The organism is Cypionkella sp. (genome assembly GCF_036782355.1).
GTDB lineage: Bacteria > Pseudomonadota > Alphaproteobacteria > Rhodobacterales > Rhodobacteraceae > Cypionkella.
Map to the genome: position 1 here is coordinate 24,233 of NZ_DAIPZF010000029.1, position 15,025 is coordinate 39,257.

A 15,025-nucleotide genomic window follows, 5' to 3' on the forward strand; every position below is an offset into this window, starting at 1 on the left:
CATCGTCTCCTGAAATCAGCTGCGAAACAGCTCTGGCCGCAGCCCGTGCCGCGTCAGCTTGTCATAAAAGGTCTTGCGCGGCACCTGCAAGGCTTGGGCGGCCAGCGTGGCATTGCCGCCGGCGCGGCGCAGCGCCTCTTCCAGCAAAGACCGCTCGACCCGCGCCAATTGCTCGGCCAAACCGGTGCTGGGCTCGGTCTCATCCTCGGTCAGCCCCATGGCAAAGCGCATCGCCTCATTCATCACCGAACGTGCATTGCCGGGCCAATCACGCGCCATCAGCCGGGCGATGATCGCCTCGGAAATCACGGGTTCGGGCAGGGCGGCTTGCTCGCAGGCCTGTGCAACATAGGTGCGAAACAACACGCCAATATCTTCGGGCCGCTCGCGCAGCGGCGGGATCCGCAGGCGCATGGCGTCAAGCTTATAGAACAGGTCATGCAAAAACCGCCCCGCCTGTGCCTCGGCCGCCAGATCCTGACAGGTGCCGGCCAAGACCCGCGCGGGGTGGTCGCCTTCCATCAGATCCAACAAGGCAAACTGGCTTGAAGGGCTTAGTCCGCCAACCTCATTGATAAAAATCGACCCCCCCTCGGCCGTCTCGAAGGCCTGCGCAAGGCTCGCGGGCGTCACCGACCCCGCCGCAAGCCGCTGAAACGGCCGAGCGGCCGCGGCCGACAGCATATGTATGATCTCGGCAATCTTGGGGATACTGCTGCCAGGCTCACCTGTGATCAGAACCTCGGCCGTGGTGCGGGCGACAACCCGCACACGGTTGCGCAGATCTTCCGAGACCGCCGAGGTGCCGTAAATCATCCGCGCCGCCGCATCCGAAGATTGCAACTGCTTGCGCAGCAGCCGGTTTTCCAGCACCAGCGCGCGGCTGCGCAGCGCCTTTTCGACCACCGCAATCAGATCAGAGGGTGCGCAGGGCTTTTCCAGAAAATCAAACGCTCCCTTACCAACCGAGCGCACCGCCATCGGAATATCGCCCTGCCCCGAGAGCAAAATCACCGGCAACTCGGCGTCAATCTTTTGCGCATAATCCAGCAGCGCAAAGCCGTCTTTGCCGGGCATACTGACATCGCTGACGATAACACCTTGGAATTTATCGCTGATATGATCCTTGGCCTCGATATAGCTGCCCGCCAGAATCGGCTGCAAATCTGCCAGCTCCAGCGTCTGGCCCAAGGCCTGACGCACGGCGCGGTCGTCATCAACAAGAAGAACGGTACGGATCATGCGGTGTTCTCGCCTGCCGAGGCGGCAAGTTCAACGCAAAATTCGGCCCCGCCGCCCGGAGGGTTACGACCGGTAATGCTGCCGCCAAAGCTTTCGATGATGCCATAGGAAATCGACAAGCCGAGCCCCATGCCTTCGGCCTGCCCAATGGCTTTGGTGGAATAAAACGGGTCAAACATCCGTTCGGGTTCGGCGATGCCAGGCCCCGTATCGCTTAGAGTCAGACGCACCCGCCCCTCGGCTTGACTGATTTGCAGGCGCAACCGCCCGCCCTCTTGTCCCGCCATCGCATCCAGCGCATTGGCGATCAGGTTCAGCACCACCTGCTGCAAGCGCACCTCGCCGCCGCGCACCATCACCGGCTGGGTGGGCGGGCGGTATTCAAGCGCCACACCATCTTGGCGCATCCGCGGCTGGGTGATTTCCAGCACAGCCGCAACTGCGGCCACCAGATCGACATCGGAAAAGCCTTCAACCTCTTGACGCGCAAAGGCACGCAGATTGCGGATGATCCGCCCCATCCGCCGTGCAAGATCCGAGATTTGCAGCAGATTTGCCGCGGCTACCTCTGGTTTGCCGCGCTCGATAAAGGCCGCCCCATTTTCGGCAAACGACCGGATCGCCATCAGTGGCTGGTTCAGCTCGTGACTAAGGCCCGCTGCCATTTGCCCCAGCGCCGAAAGCTTGCCAGCGCGGATAAGATCGGCTTGCGCCAGTGTCAGCTCTTTGGTGCGTGCGGCAACCCGCTCTTCCAGCGCAGTATTGGCGCGGGCCTCGACCTCTAGGCGCTGCGCCAAGCTGCGGCGCCGCTCGGAAACCATGAAAAGCGCCGCGCCAAAGATCAGACACAGCGCCGCAGCCGTCGCCGCCTGCATCAGCGCGGTCTGCAAGGCGGGGGCGGCATCCAGCAAAATCTCTCCCCGCATCGCAATCACCGGCAAAGGCTGCGTCAAATGCAGCGCCAGTGAGGGCAGATAGGGCCCAGCCTTGATCGCCCAAACCGAATGCTCTGCGATGGTATATTCGCGCAACGGCGGAAAGGGCTGGATCATTTCGGGCGGCACGGCTGGCAGCACATCGGGAATCAGATGCTGTGCCCGCAGCACCAATTCATCGCGGTTCGAGACAAAGATCACCCCTTCGGCATCGGTGAAAAACGCGGATTCCGCCTCGCCTCGGCTTGCGACTTCAACGGTTTCCACATCCAGCCGGATGGTGACAGCGGCGACCACCGGCCCCTCTGGCGAAAACACCGGCGCCGCATAGATAAAAATCCGGCGCTGATGGCTAGCATCCAGCATATGCGCCATACCAATGGTGCCATTCAGCGCACGGCGCAGGTAATCGGGGATGCCGTTGTCAGCGGCGACCCCTGCGCGACGGCTGGAAGAGGCCAGAACCCGCCCCTCGCGGCTGACAAGTTCGATGCGATCCGATCCCGTGCGATCGGCGGCAGCCAGCAACAGCGCATTGGCCGGTGCCACCGCCGTAACCGAGGGGGATTTTAGGCCGACCAAAGGCATCAAGGTTGGATGATCGGCAAAGAACACCGCCAACTCGCGATAGCGCTGTAACTCTCCGGTCAGACGGCCCGAGGCAAGCGACAGGTCAGCAGCCCCGCGCTCGCTCAGACGATCCAGACCATCGCGCAACGAGATCCAAGCCACCAGCGCGGCAAAGCCCATCGCCATGACGAAAAACAGCGTCATGATCGAGGATTGCGCAGTTTTAGACGAAACGGGCATCGTGGTCAGCCTTTACAGCAAGCCGCGCTCTTCCAGCACTTTGCGCGCAACGCGAAAGCATTCAAGCCCCTGCGGCACGCCGCAATAGATGCCGATCACATGAATGATGGCGCGAATTTCCTCGACTGAAACGCCGTTGTTCAGCGCGCCTTTGCAGTGGATTTCCCATTCGTGCATCTTGCCCAGCGCGCCGATCATCGACAGGTTCATCATCGAGCGGGTCTTGGCGTCGATCACCCCATCGCCCCAGCCAAAGCCCCAGCACCAAGCTGTCATGGCTTCCTGAAACGGGCGGGTGAAATCATCAGCCGCGGCAAGGTTCTTTTCGACATAGTCGGCCCCAAGCGTGGCCTTGCGTTGGTCAAGTCCCAGCACAAACAGATCTTCGTCAAATGTCACAGCCATGGTGCCTCGTGCAAATTGGGTCAATCTGGGCAGTAGACAGCATTCGCGAAGCCGCAGCAACCAAGCCCAAAACGCAAAAGGCGCAGCAAGTTTCCCTGCCGCGCCCTTTTTGGTGTGCCGTGCGAAAGATTACTCTTCGCCGGTTTCCACATAGCCCGCAGGTGCCGTCACATTCGCCACAACAAAGTTGCGCGCGATGGTTGGCTTTGCGCCAGCTGGCAGAGTGATGTCATTGATGTGGATCACATCGCCGATTTTGCGGCCGGTCAGGTCAACAGTGACATGATCCGGAATATCGCCTGCCAGAACTTCCAGCTCGACTTCCGAACGCACCACGGTCAACGTGCCGCCACGCTTCAAGCCTGGGCTTGCTTCGTGGTTGATGAATTCAACGTGGATATAAAGGTTGATGCGGTTTTCATCGTGCAAACGCATCAAGTCGATGTGCGTTGGCTGATCCTTAACCACGTCGCGCTGAACACCGCGGCAGATCACATGCACATCTTCCATGCCTTCGACCTTCAGATTGAAGAGCGACGACAGAAAACGGCCTGCGCGCAGGCGCTTGAGCAGAGCGTTGTAAGGGATTTGAATCGCTTGCGGTGCAACATTGTCACCATAAACGATGCCAGGTACGTAGCCGTCACGACGGGCTTGGCGGGCGGCCCCCTTGCCTGTCCCCGCGCGTACCTCGGCGTGAAGATCCATGATCTCGCGTGCCATAGGGTAGTTCTCCAATATATGTCCGCCAACGTTCAAGGGTGCATGGCGCGACCTCGGGGTCCATAGCGGGGAATCACCTTGAAGGAAAGCAGGAATTGGCACGTTTGCGGGCTATTTTGCGGTTTTTAACCTGGATTAGAAGGCGTTTTCCCGTCTTGAGGCCGCCAAGCCATGTGCAAGCGACCAATTGCGGTCCGCAGTAAGCTGCAACTTTTTCTGATCAGCAAGCAAATCAGATTGCCCCTTAAGTCGCACCAAAGACCGCTGGCGTGCGAGTTGCAAACCTGCATAGTCAAGGCTCAAGACCTTATTCCGCCACCCTCAGTTGCCAGTGGTTGCCACTATAAACAACACAAGGAGCTTCAGATGAATACGGCAACGCGCTTCATCCTCTTTGCTCTCGCCTTCAACATCATCGTTCTGGTGCCCGTCGTGTCGGTTCTCATGCTCGATTTGACAGCCGCAGGCCGAGGTTTCGGGCTGCTGACAGACGGGCGCTTAATTCTCACCTCGATCTATATGGCCATCGCAATCATAAGCGCTGCGTTGATTGTTATGCATGTAAAACGCCTAACTTGGGCGATGCCAATGAGTGTTGCGCTCTTTGCCGTGCAGATCACTTACAAGCTGATCACTGTTCCAATGGTTGGCCTGTCAAATCCTGTCGTGATCTCAAACATTGTCGTTGTCGCGGTGCAGGTTGTGGCGCTGACAAACCTGTGGCGGGCGCTACGCGGATCTAAAGCGGCCCTCTAAAGCAGGGGGCATGCGGGAGCTCAGCGGCTCTGGTAGCAGGGCAGCAGGTCACCCGGTTGGGGGCGAGCCTCAAAGATAGCGCGAGCAATGGCGCGGCTCAGGCAGAGTGCTGCGGCGTGGCCAATTTCAAGCATCTGCGCATCGCTGGCGGGGCTGCCCGAGCCCGTAGAGAGGCCAAAGACAAGGTCTCCGTCGCTTGGCGTATGCGCGGGCACCACGGCGCGGGCGATGCCATCATGTGCGGCAACGGCAAGCCGGTGGCACTGCGCCTTGGTCAGCGCGCGGTCGGTGGCGACAATGGCGATGGTGGTATTGGCGCGCGCGCCAAGCAATGCGGCCAGTTTCGCCGAAACCAGCGGCCCGCCCAATCCGCCGCGTGGGTCTGGCCCCAAACCGCCAAATTCGCCATCTATCTCATAGGGCGCAGCCCAGAAATGGCGCTCGCCCGGCGTGGTAACACTGCCTACGGGGTTGGCTGCGACCAGCGCACCCACAGTGGTGCCATCGCCCAACACAATCGAGGCCGAGCCAAGCCCGCCCTTCTGCATCGCCGCAAGCGCGCCAGTGCCAGCCCCCACGCTGCCAAGCGCAAAATCCACATCCGCAGCCAGAAGGGCCGCACGGCCCAATGCACGATAGGGGTTCTCGGTCCAGTTTTTATCGCCGCCGTTCAACAGATCAAACAAGATCGCACCCGGCACCAGCGGGATCAGCGCCTCGCCCAATTGCAAACCCCTGCCCGCCGCGCGCAGCCCGTCCATCACGCCCGAGCAGGCATCCAGCCCCCAAGCAGACCCGCCCGAAAGTACCAGCGCATCCACCGCCGCGATGGTCTTGTCGGGGGCCAGAAGATCGGTCTCACGCGTGCCAGGCGCCCCCCCCATGACATGGACGGAAGCCACAAAGGGTGCCTCAGAGGTCAGCACCGTCGTGCCAGAGCGCAGGCTTTCGTCTTGCGCATGGCCCACCCGCACCCCTTTCACGTCGGTGATCAGATTGCGGGGCCCAGGTTTATATGCAGCGACCACCATCGACCTCCATCGCAACGCCAGTGATCATCGAGGCCTCATCCGAGCACAGAAAGCAAGCGGCATTGCCCATATCCTCGGGCGTAGAAAAGCGGCCAAGCGGGATGGTTGAAAGGAACTTGGCGCGGATTTCCGGCGTGTCCTGTCCCATAAAGGATTTCAGCAGCGGCGTTTCTCCTGCCACTGGATTAAGCGCATTCACGCGAATGCCAAAAGGCGCAAGTTCGACAGCCAAAGACCGCGTCGCCGTAATCACCCAGCCTTTTGACGCATTATACCAGCTAAGGTTAGGGCGCGGCGAAACTCCCGCTGTTGAGGCGATGTTCAAAATATTGCCAGCACGCTGCGCCTTAAGGCCAGGCACGAAGGCCTGCGTCATCAGATAAATCGCCTTCATATTGACGGCAAAAATCCGGTCAAAATCGGCTTCGGTTACCGTCTCGGTTGGGTTGGGCAGATGGGTGACGCCGGCATTGTTGACGATAATATCCACCGGTCCGATTGCCAAGGCGGCATCCCGCAGCGCCTCGACACTGGCGCGGTCTGCGACATTGCACTGCTGGGCTGTGCCGCCGATCTCGCGCGCAACGGCCTCGGCAGCAGCGCCATTGATGTCGGCGAGTATCACATGCGCGCCTTCGGCCGCGAATTTCCGGGCGATACCCGCACCAAAGCCCGACCCCGCGCCAGTGACTATGGCAATCTTTTTATCCAGTCTCATGTTCTCACCCATGCCAAGTTGCGACGGTCTTAAGTTGCGAAAATCCGTACAGCGCCTCAAAGCCCTTTTCGCGGCCATGACCAGATTTTCCAACCCCACCAAAGGGCAGCTCGACCCCGCCCCCCGCGCCGTAATTGTTCACAAAAACCTGTCCTGCGTGCAGTGCTTTGGTCAGCCGCATTTGCCGTCCCCCGTCGCGCGTCCAGACCGAGGCGACAAGTCCATAGTCGGTGGAATTGGCGATGCGCAGGGCATCGGCTTCGTCGTCAAAGGCGATAAGCACCTGCACTGGACCAAAGATTTCCTGCTGCGCCAGACAATGATCGCTGGGCACTTCGGCAAATAATGTCGGCCGCATATAATGCCCCAATGCGCTGGCCTCCGGCGTCAGCATCCCCTGAGCGGCGATCGTCAGATCCGCGCCTTTCGCCAAAAACCCCTGCACGATATCCTTTTGACGCGCCGAGATCAGCGGACCAACACGCGGATCTGACAGCGCCGGTCCAACCGTCAGCGCGCCATAGGCCGCGACCATCCGTTTGCGCACCTCGTCATAGACGCCCCGCTGCACCAAGATGCGCGACGACGCCGAACAGGTTTGACCCGCATTTTGGATGCCAGCATTCACCAAAAACGGCAAAGCCCGGTCAAGATCGGCGTCATCAAACACAATTTGCGGCGACTTGCCCCCCAGTTCGAGCGTCACCGGCACCACATTTTGCGCTGCCGCGGTCTGGATCAGCACCCCTACCCCAACCGAACCCGTAAAGGACAGATGCTGGATGCCCGGATGTCCCGCCAGCGCCGCTCCTGCCTCGGCGCCCAGACCGGTCACAACGTTCAGCGCCCCCGCAGGCAGCCCTGCCTCTTGCGCCAAAGCCGCAAAAGCGAGAGCGGTCAGACAGGCCTCCTCGGCGGGTTTCAGCACGCAGGCATTGCCCATCGTCAGCGCCGCCCCGACCGAGCGGCCAATGATCTGCATCGGATAGTTCCATGGGATAATATGGCCGGTCACGCCTTGCGGCTCGCGCAGAGTGTAGACGGTATAGCCCTCCAGATAGGGAATCGTCTCACCTGTGATCTTATCGGCCGCACCGCCGTAGAACTCCATATAGCGGGCCAAGGCCACGGCATCGGCGCGCGCCTGTGTCAGGGGTTTGCCAACGTCGCGGGCCTCAAGCTGCGCCAACTCCTCGGTTCGGGTCAGAATCAGCTGACCCAGACGGGTCAGAATGCGTCCACGTTCAAGCGCGGTCATCCGCCCCCAATCGCCTGCGCGCGCGGCATGGGCGGCCTGAACAGCGCGGTCAATCTCGGCGGCGCCGCCCAGCGCGATCTGGGTCAGCAGCGCGCCTGTCGAAGGATCATGCAGCGGTAGGCATCGGCTGCCTGGTGTCCAGACTCCGCCGATCAGATGGCAGGCGGCAGGAATGCCAAAAGCTTCAAGAGGCATCAGGGGCTTTCCTTATGTCAGGAAGCTGCGGCACGGCGGCCAACAGCTTGCGGGTATAGGGATGTTGCGGATCGGCAAAGACTTGTTCGGTCGGCCCCTGCTCGACGATCTCGCCGGCTTGCATGACCATCACGCGGTCGGTGATTGTGCGGACAACGCTTAGATCATGGCTGATAAACAGATAGCTCAGCGGGCGATTGCGGCAAAGCTCGGCCAGCAAATCCAGCACCTGCGCCCGCACCGAGACATCCAGCGCCGAAACCGCCTCGTCAAAAACGATCAGCGCGGGATCGTTGATCAGCGCGCGGGCGATGGCAAGGCGCTGCCTTTGACCGCCCGAAAACTCGTGGCTGTATTTATCGGCATCTTCGGGCCGCAGCCCCACCGCTGTCAGCGCATCGGCAATCTTGGCGCTGCGCGCTGCGCCCTGGGGCGGATTTTCCAGCAGATGAAACGGTTCGGTGATCAGGCGGCTGACGCGGTGGCGCGGGTTAAAGCTGCCATAGGGGTCTTGAAACACCACCTGCATTTGGCGGCGCACAGCCAGATTGGGCAGATTTCCCGTCCAAACCGGCGCGCCCCCCAGCAGGATCACGCCCGATTGCACCGGTTCAAGCCCCAAAATCGCACGGGTCAAGGTGGATTTTCCACAGCCAGATTCGCCAACCAATCCCAGACGCTCGCCGCGGTTCAAGGTAAAGGACACCGCTTTGACGGCCTGCGTTTCTAATCTGGGGCCAAAAAAGCCATGCCGCGCGCCGCGATAACTGCGAGTGACGTTCCTGACCTCTAACAGCGGCACCGGCGGCGGCGGCTTGGGCAGGTCAACCCGATGCGTCGAGGCCGCAAAGAGGGCCTTGGTATAGGGATGGTGCATATCGCGAAAAACTTGCGTCGTTGCGCCAGTTTCCACCACCCGCCCGCGCTGCATCACCACGATACGATCAGCAAGATCAGCGACCACGGCAAGATCATGGGTGATCATCAACAGCCCCATGCCAAAGTCTTTGGTCAGATCTCTTAACAACTCAAGAATGCGGGCCTGTGTGGTGACATCCAGCGCCGTCGTGGGTTCATCGGCAATCAGCAAACGGGGGCGCAAGGCGATGGCCATGGCGATGACCACGCGCTGGCGCTGCCCCCCCGACAGCTCATGCGGATAGCGCCCAAGCGGAAAGCGCGCCTCGGGCAGGCCGACGCGCGTCAACATGGCGCGGGCGCGCGAAAGCGCCTCGTGACGCGAAACTTTTTCGTGGATGCGAATGGTTTCAGCCACTTGCGCACCAATAGTCTGAACAGGGTTTAGCGCCGTCATCGGCTCTTGGAACACCATGCCAATCCGACGGCCACGCAGACTGCACATCTGCGCCTCGCTCAGGGCCAGCAGATTGCTGCCCTCCAGCGCAATTTTGCCGCTGGTTTGCGCGCCCTGTGGCAGCAGCCCCATGGTGGCAAAGGCCGTCATTGACTTGCCCGATCCGCTTTCACCCGTAATCGCCACAATCTCGCCCGCGGCAACGTCAAGCGAGACCTCATGCAAGATCGCAGTGCCGTGGATCGAAAGCGACAAGTTCTGAATGGACAGCAAACTCATGTGCGGGTCACACGAATACGGGGGTCGAGCAAATCGCGCAGCCCGTCGCCCATCAGATTAAGCCCCAAAACCATCAGCACGATCGCCATCCCCGGCACCAATGCCACATGCGGCGCGATACTGGCCAACGTTTGCGCATCCGCCAACATTCGGCCCCAGCTGGCAATCGGCGGCTGCGCCCCAAGCCCGATATAGCTCAGCGCGGCCTCAGCCAAAATTCCCAAAGAGAACTGGATGGTGCCCTGCACGATCATCAGATTGGCGATGTTGGGCAGGATATGCTCGACCGAAATACGGCTGGCCGATTTGCCCGAAACGCGGGCCGCAAGAATGAAGTCACGCGACCAAAATGACAGTGCCGAGCCACGGGTCAAACGGGCAAATACTGGCACGTTAAAGATGCCTATGGCGATGATCGCATTCATCGCGCCGGCGCCAAAAACGGCAGTGATCAAAATGGCAATGACAAGGCTGGGAAAAGCAAAGATCAGGTCATTGCCGCGCATAATCACCTCATCCAACAGCGAGCCACGCCGCGCCGCCGCCAGCAATCCGAGCGGCACGCCCAGCCCCATGCCAATGCCCACCGCCAAAAGCGCCACCGCAATCGAGGTGCGTGTGCCCATCATCACCATCGACAGCATATCGCGACCCAGCTGATCTGTGCCCAGCCAATGCATCGCACTGGGCGTTTGCAGCCGCGACGAAATCGACAGAACTTCAATATCATAGGGCGTCCAAAACAGGGACAAGGCGGCGCCACCAAGAAACAGCAACGACAAAAACCCTCCGATCAGCAGGCTGCGCGGCAGTCTCATTTGCGCAACCTCAGCCGTGGATCGACAGCCGCATAGGTCAGATCAATCACAAAGTTCACCACGATCACCACAAAGACCAAAAGCATCACCACGCTTTCCACCACGATCAGATCGCGCGCCGAGATCGCCTGAAAGATGAGCCGCCCCAGACCCGGCAGAAAGAAGATCTGCTCGATCACAATGCCGCCTGCCAACAAGAACGAGAATTGCAGCCCGATGATGGTCAGCACAGGAATAAGCGCATTGCGCAAGGCGTGGCGCCAAAGCGCCTGCCGCCGGCTGAGCCCTTTGGCGCGGGCGGTGCGAATGAAATCCTCTCCCAGCATATCCAGCAACGACGAGCGCATCACCCGCGCCAAAATCGCAGCCTGCGGCAGCGCCAGCGCCACGGCAGGCAACAGCAGCGATTTCAGCCCCGATAAAAGCCCACCCTCCCAGCCTGCAAAGCCGCCCGCCGAAAACCAGCGCAATTTAATAGCAAAAATCATCACAAGGATCATTGCGAACCAAAAGTTTGGTACAGCGACACCCAATTGCGTCGCGCCCATAACACCAAGGTCGCCCAATTTGCCGCGCCGACTGGCGGCGTAGATCCCGGCAGGAAAGGCAATGACAATCGTCAGGGTCAGCGCAAACAAGGCCAATGGCAGCGAGACCCAGACGCGGTCTGCGATCATCGCAGCAATCGGAGTGCGATAGGTATAGGATTGACCAAAGTCGCCCTGCATCATGCCTGTGGTCCAGGCAAAATACCGTTCTGGCAAGGACATATCCAGCCCCAGCTCGCTGCGCAGGGCGGCAAGTGTGTCGGGGCGGGCATTCACCCCCAGCATATAGGCGGCTGGATCTCCGGGCACGACCTCGACCACGGTAAAGATCACTATCGAGGCCACAATAAGGCTAAGGCAAAGCGAGATCAGGCGACCCATCGTATACCGCATCATCGCCAAGCAGCTCCCTGAATATATACAAAACGAAGGGCGCGCAGACCGCGCCCTTGATGCGGCGGCACCCGATTTGGGGTGCCGCCCATCCGATTAGGGCCAAGACACCGCCGTAAGGTCGATGGCCGCAGTCGGTTGGTTCAGCCACAGGCCGTTGATGCCTGCACGCGCAACGGTCGGCACCGCCAGCTCGAACAAATAGCCGTTGACGTAATCCTCTGCGATCATCGTCTGCGCCTGCGCCAGCAAAGCCGAGCGCGCGGCCGGATCGGTGGTCGAGGTCAACGTCGTCATCAGTGCTTGCAGCGCGGGATTGTCGTATTGGAAGTAATATTTCGGGTTGGCATAGATGCCGATATCCATAGGTTCAGTATGGCTGACGATGGTCATCCCGAAATCATGGCCCTTAAAGGTATTTTCCAACCATTGCGCCCATTCCTGGTTCTCGATCTCGGCCGTGATCCCAACCGCGCGCAGCTGGGCCGCGATGATCTCGCCCCCCCGACGCGCATAAGAGGGCGGGGGCAGCTTGAGCGTCGTGGTAAATCCGTCAGGCAAACCCGCCTCGGCCAAGAGGGCGCGCGATTTTTCCGGATCATAGGCCGAGAGAGCAGTCAGATCGACATAATCAGGATTATGCGGCGCGAAATGCGTGCCAATTGGCGTGCCTATGCCATACATCGCGCCGTCGATAATCGCCTGACGGTCGATGGCATGGGCCACAGCCTGCCGCACCAAAACATTATCAAAGGGTGGCAAGGCGTTGTTCATCGCCAAAATCGTCTCGCCTTCGGTATTGCCGACAAGCACCTGAAAGCGGGGGTCAGCTTCGAATTGCGGCAGATTTTCCGGCGCAGGAAAGCCAACGAAGACGTCCACATCCTCGGCCATAACAGCGGCAAAGGCAGCGGTCGGGTCGGAAATAAAGCGGAAGCTGGCGCTGTCCAATGTGGCGGGTGTTCCCCAATAGGTTGGGTTCCGCACAATGTCGATGCGATCCCCCTGCACCCAGTTCGAGAACATGAAGGCGCCGGTGCCAATCGGTTTGGTCGCCGCCGTCTCGATGCTTTCGGGCGCCACAATCACCGCGTCCCCCCAGGCGAGATTGAACAGCAGCGACCCGTTTGGGGCATTAAGCGTGATCTGTACCGTCAGCGGATCAACAACGCTGACCTCAGCAATGCTGGAGAAAAGCGCCTTTTGGGCATTGGTGCTGTCTTCCGCCCGCGCCCGATCAAGGCTGAACTTGACGTCTTCAGCATCCATCGTGGTGCCATCGTGGAAGGTCACGCCAGACTGAAGATGAAAGGTATAGCTTAGGCCATCGCCGGAAATCTCCCAGCTTTTCGCCAGTCCGGGCACCACCGAGCCATCTGACATAAACCGCGTCAGGCCCTCGAAAATATTGGAATAGACCACCGAATCGATGGCCTGTGCCGCCCCTGCGGTTGGGTCAAGGTTTGGCGGCTCTAGCTGCATGGCCACACGAAGATTGGTATTTTGCGCCATCGCAACGCTTGCAAACAGCGATGCTGAACCGGCCAGAAGAAGGTTCGTCAGATATTTCATGTCTTAATCTCCCCTTTGTTATTTCCCGTCAGCAACAGAGCCGCAAGGCTTTGAGCCATGACCGCTGCACTGTCCATCATATCCTCAACCCCGACATATTCATCGGGTTTATGCGCGAGTTCGAGCAAGCCCGGGCCATAGGCCACACAATTCTTCAGCTTGCCGATCCGGTCGATATGCTTTTGATCGTAGCTGCCCGGCGAGGCTACGAATTCCGCCTCTTTTCCCATCACCGAGGCAATGGCCGCCGCAACCGTACGCGCCACAGGCGCATTGCGGTCGGTCATCGAAGGGATCACATGGTTCAACTCTTTCATGGCGTAATCGAACTTTGGCCGATCGCGTTTCAACCCATCGAGCAGGCCGACAATCTCATCGCGCACGCTGTCCAGAGTTTCTTCGACAAGATAGCGCCGATCAATGATGATCCGACAGCTGTCTGGCACACAATGCGAAGGCAGCGCCGTCGAGCCGGCCAAACGCTCTGGTTGGCCGCCGTGAATCGAATTGATGTTCATCGTCGAAGACCGCGCGCCTTCGGGCACTACCGGCATTTCAGTGCGCCGCGCCGCCATGGCCGGATAAAGCCGATCCTCAAAAATATCTAACACCGCCCCCATGTGTCGCACGGCACAGTCACCCAAAAATGGCATCGAGCCATGCGCAATTTCGCCAAATGTCTCGATCTCGGCCCACCAGCCGCCGCGATGACCAAGGCAGACGCGGTCTTTTTGCAAGGGCTCGGGGATGATGACATGCTGCACACGCTTGGGCGAAAAGAACCCCTGCTCGGCCAGATAGGCAACGCCGCCATAGCCGCCTGATTCTTCATCGGCAGTGCCGGAAATTTCGATCGCGCCCGCAAAATCAGGGTAGACCTCTAAAAAAGCCTCGACCGCAATAACAGAGGCCGCAAGCCCCCCCTTCATATCGCAAGCGCCGCGCCCATAGATCTTGCCGTCGCGCAGCAGCCCGCCAAAGGGGTCAACCGTCCAGCCCGCGCCAACGTCAACGACATCGATATGGCTGGTAAAATGCACGCAATCGCCACTGTATTTGCCCTCGCGCCGCGCCACGACGTTCCAGCGCGGATAGGCATCGCAATCTCCGGGCGTTCCAAAGGCGCGGATCAGCTGCGTCTGAAACCCCGCGCCGCGCAAACGCCGGTCAAGGTAGTCGCAGATCTCGCGGTAATTCTCCCCTGGCGGATTCAGCGTCGGAATGCGGATCAAATCTTGCGTCAAAGCAATCAGATCATCACGCCGATCCGCAAGAGCGGCGGTCAGAGCAGCAAAGCGGGGTTCGGTTGGGGCAAGCTTTTCCATAAGCGACAGTTTGACGCAGGACAAATACGGTATCAATACCGTATCAATACGGCATGGACAGTTCCGCTCTCGCCTTCGCAAGCCTCGCCTATGACGCCGCCCCAACCGGCATCGTGCTGACCGAACAGCGGGTGATCCGAACCTGCAATCAGACCTTTGCGCGACTTTTGGGCTATGGCGTGCCCGATCTTTTGGGGCAGTCCTTTCGCATTCTCTATGGCTCGGACGAGGAGTTCGAAAGCATCCGCGACATCGGCCTAACCGTGCTGCAAGAGACCGGCGATTACACCGACGAACGCTTGGTGCGCCACCGCGCCGGTCATGGCATTTGGTGCCGCTTTCGCGCGCGCACCTTGGTGCCGCATGCGCCGCTTGAACGAGTGGTGATGAGCTTTGCGCCAATCCACGAGGCCGAACCGATCAGCCTGTCGAAACGCGAACGCCAAGTGCTAGAGCTGATGAACCGGCGGCTGACCAGTAAGGAAATCGCGCAGCGGCTAGAGCTTAGTCCCCGCACCATCGAAGATGTGCGCGGGCGGCTGATCAAGCGCTTTGGCGTGCGCCGCGCCACTGATCTGCTGGGCCGCCTGCGCGGCTTGGACCATTAGCCAGCCAGAAAGCGGATGAAAACGCCAAAACCGCACCCCTAAACCGCGCGGTTAGGATAAAAAATCATGCGCAAATAAGACTGCTCCACAAGCA

At 59.9% G+C, this 15,025-nt stretch carries 14 protein-coding genes; 2 read left to right on the plus strand and 12 right to left on the minus strand.

What is annotated here, in order from left to right; genetic code table 11:
- Positions 1 to 15: 15 nt before the first annotated feature.
- The 4 genes from V7Q10_RS11690 to V7Q10_RS11705 form a co-directional block, all read right to left on the minus strand.
- Entirely contained in the window at positions 16 to 1,242 is a 1,227-nt protein-coding gene (locus tag V7Q10_RS11690) for a sigma-54-dependent transcriptional regulator (RefSeq protein ID WP_333869283.1), read from the minus strand.
- Positions 1,239 to 2,987 (minus strand): sensor histidine kinase, encoded by a 1,749-nt coding sequence (locus V7Q10_RS11695; protein WP_333869284.1) that lies wholly within the window; start codon positions 2,985 to 2,987, stop codon positions 1,239 to 1,241. Before V7Q10_RS11695 ends, V7Q10_RS11690 begins: the two co-directional genes overlap by 4 nt.
- Before the next feature lie 12 nt (positions 2,988 to 2,999).
- Positions 3,000 to 3,392, minus strand: a complete 393-nt coding sequence (locus V7Q10_RS11700; RefSeq protein ID WP_333869285.1) for a carboxymuconolactone decarboxylase family protein — start codon at positions 3,390 to 3,392, stop codon at positions 3,000 to 3,002.
- 129 nt (positions 3,393 to 3,521) lie between these two features.
- On the minus strand, positions 3,522 to 4,115 hold the full coding sequence (locus tag V7Q10_RS11705; RefSeq protein ID WP_333869286.1) for a 50S ribosomal protein L25/general stress protein Ctc: 594 nt from the start codon (positions 4,113 to 4,115) through the stop codon (positions 3,522 to 3,524).
- 366 nt (positions 4,116 to 4,481) lie between these two features.
- On the opposite strand from V7Q10_RS11705, the gene V7Q10_RS11710 reads away from it, so the two are divergent.
- The gene (locus V7Q10_RS11710) at positions 4,482 to 4,871 is read left to right on the plus strand and encodes a hypothetical protein (protein ID WP_333869287.1); all 390 of its coding nucleotides are present in this window, start codon (positions 4,482 to 4,484) and stop codon (positions 4,869 to 4,871) included.
- A gap of 20 nt (positions 4,872 to 4,891) precedes the next feature.
- Here the strand turns inward: V7Q10_RS11710 and V7Q10_RS11715 are convergent, their stop codons facing one another.
- The 8 genes from V7Q10_RS11715 to V7Q10_RS11750 form a co-directional block, all read right to left on the minus strand.
- Positions 4,892 to 5,902 carry a P1 family peptidase gene (locus V7Q10_RS11715; RefSeq protein ID WP_333869288.1) on the minus strand — a complete coding sequence of 337 codons (1,011 nt, stop codon included), beginning with the start codon at positions 5,900 to 5,902 and terminating at the stop codon, positions 4,892 to 4,894.
- Complete coding sequence (locus tag V7Q10_RS11720) at positions 5,883 to 6,620, minus strand: SDR family oxidoreductase (protein WP_333869289.1); 738 nt, start codon at positions 6,618 to 6,620, stop codon at positions 5,883 to 5,885. The genes V7Q10_RS11715 and V7Q10_RS11720 overlap by 20 nt, the downstream gene beginning before the upstream one ends.
- Before the next feature lie 4 nt (positions 6,621 to 6,624).
- Positions 6,625 to 8,073 (minus strand): aldehyde dehydrogenase family protein, encoded by a 1,449-nt coding sequence (locus V7Q10_RS11725; protein ID WP_333869290.1) that lies wholly within the window; start codon positions 8,071 to 8,073, stop codon positions 6,625 to 6,627.
- A complete protein-coding gene (locus V7Q10_RS11730) occupies positions 8,063 to 9,667 on the minus strand; it encodes an ABC transporter ATP-binding protein (RefSeq protein ID WP_333869291.1) in 1,605 nt (534 codons plus the stop codon). Before V7Q10_RS11730 ends, V7Q10_RS11725 begins: the two co-directional genes overlap by 11 nt.
- Positions 9,664 to 10,479 carry an ABC transporter permease gene (locus V7Q10_RS11735; protein WP_333869296.1) on the minus strand — a complete coding sequence of 272 codons (816 nt, stop codon included), beginning with the start codon at positions 10,477 to 10,479 and terminating at the stop codon, positions 9,664 to 9,666. The genes V7Q10_RS11730 and V7Q10_RS11735 overlap by 4 nt, the downstream gene beginning before the upstream one ends.
- Positions 10,480 to 10,481: 2 nt before the next feature.
- Positions 10,482 to 11,429, minus strand: a complete 948-nt coding sequence (locus V7Q10_RS11740; RefSeq protein ID WP_333869292.1) for an ABC transporter permease — start codon at positions 11,427 to 11,429, stop codon at positions 10,482 to 10,484.
- 93 nt (positions 11,430 to 11,522) lie between these two features.
- Positions 11,523 to 12,998 carry an ABC transporter substrate-binding protein gene (locus V7Q10_RS11745; protein ID WP_333869293.1) on the minus strand — a complete coding sequence of 492 codons (1,476 nt, stop codon included), beginning with the start codon at positions 12,996 to 12,998 and terminating at the stop codon, positions 11,523 to 11,525.
- A complete protein-coding gene (locus tag V7Q10_RS11750) occupies positions 12,995 to 14,323 on the minus strand; it encodes an acetylornithine deacetylase/succinyl-diaminopimelate desuccinylase family protein (RefSeq protein WP_333869294.1) in 1,329 nt (442 codons plus the stop codon). The genes V7Q10_RS11745 and V7Q10_RS11750 overlap by 4 nt, the downstream gene beginning before the upstream one ends.
- Before the next feature lie 53 nt (positions 14,324 to 14,376).
- Between V7Q10_RS11750 and V7Q10_RS11755 the strand changes: the two genes are divergently transcribed.
- Positions 14,377 to 14,931: a LuxR C-terminal-related transcriptional regulator gene (locus V7Q10_RS11755; RefSeq protein ID WP_333869295.1), complete on the plus strand. Its 555-nt coding sequence runs from the start codon at positions 14,377 to 14,379 to the stop codon at positions 14,929 to 14,931.
- The last annotated feature ends 94 nt before the right edge of the window (positions 14,932 to 15,025 follow it).

Bases quoted from the DNA above. Each gene is read 5' to 3' on its own strand.
- V7Q10_RS11690 (WP_333869283.1), bottom strand. From the start codon at position 1,242: ATGATCCGTACCGTTCTTCTTGTTGATGACGACCGCGCCGTGCGTCAG.
- V7Q10_RS11695 (WP_333869284.1), bottom strand. From the start codon at position 2,987: ATGCCCGTTTCGTCTAAAACTGCGCAATCCTCGATCATGACGCTGTTT.
- V7Q10_RS11700 (WP_333869285.1), bottom strand. From the start codon at position 3,392: ATGGCTGTGACATTTGACGAAGATCTGTTTGTGCTGGGACTTGACCAA.
- V7Q10_RS11705 (WP_333869286.1), bottom strand. From the start codon at position 4,115: ATGGCACGCGAGATCATGGATCTTCACGCCGAGGTACGCGCGGGGACA.
- V7Q10_RS11710 (WP_333869287.1), top strand. From the start codon at position 4,482: ATGAATACGGCAACGCGCTTCATCCTCTTTGCTCTCGCCTTCAACATC.
- V7Q10_RS11715 (WP_333869288.1), bottom strand. From the start codon at position 5,902: ATGGTGGTCGCTGCATATAAACCTGGGCCCCGCAATCTGATCACCGAC.
- V7Q10_RS11720 (WP_333869289.1), bottom strand. From the start codon at position 6,620: ATGAGACTGGATAAAAAGATTGCCATAGTCACTGGCGCGGGGTCGGGC.
- V7Q10_RS11725 (WP_333869290.1), bottom strand. From the start codon at position 8,073: ATGCCTCTTGAAGCTTTTGGCATTCCTGCCGCCTGCCATCTGATCGGC.
- V7Q10_RS11730 (WP_333869291.1), bottom strand. From the start codon at position 9,667: ATGAGTTTGCTGTCCATTCAGAACTTGTCGCTTTCGATCCACGGCACT.
- V7Q10_RS11740 (WP_333869292.1), bottom strand. From the start codon at position 11,429: ATGATGCGGTATACGATGGGTCGCCTGATCTCGCTTTGCCTTAGCCTT.
- V7Q10_RS11745 (WP_333869293.1), bottom strand. From the start codon at position 12,998: ATGAAATATCTGACGAACCTTCTTCTGGCCGGTTCAGCATCGCTGTTT.
- V7Q10_RS11750 (WP_333869294.1), bottom strand. From the start codon at position 14,323: ATGGAAAAGCTTGCCCCAACCGAACCCCGCTTTGCTGCTCTGACCGCC.
- V7Q10_RS11755 (WP_333869295.1), top strand. From the start codon at position 14,377: ATGGACAGTTCCGCTCTCGCCTTCGCAAGCCTCGCCTATGACGCCGCC.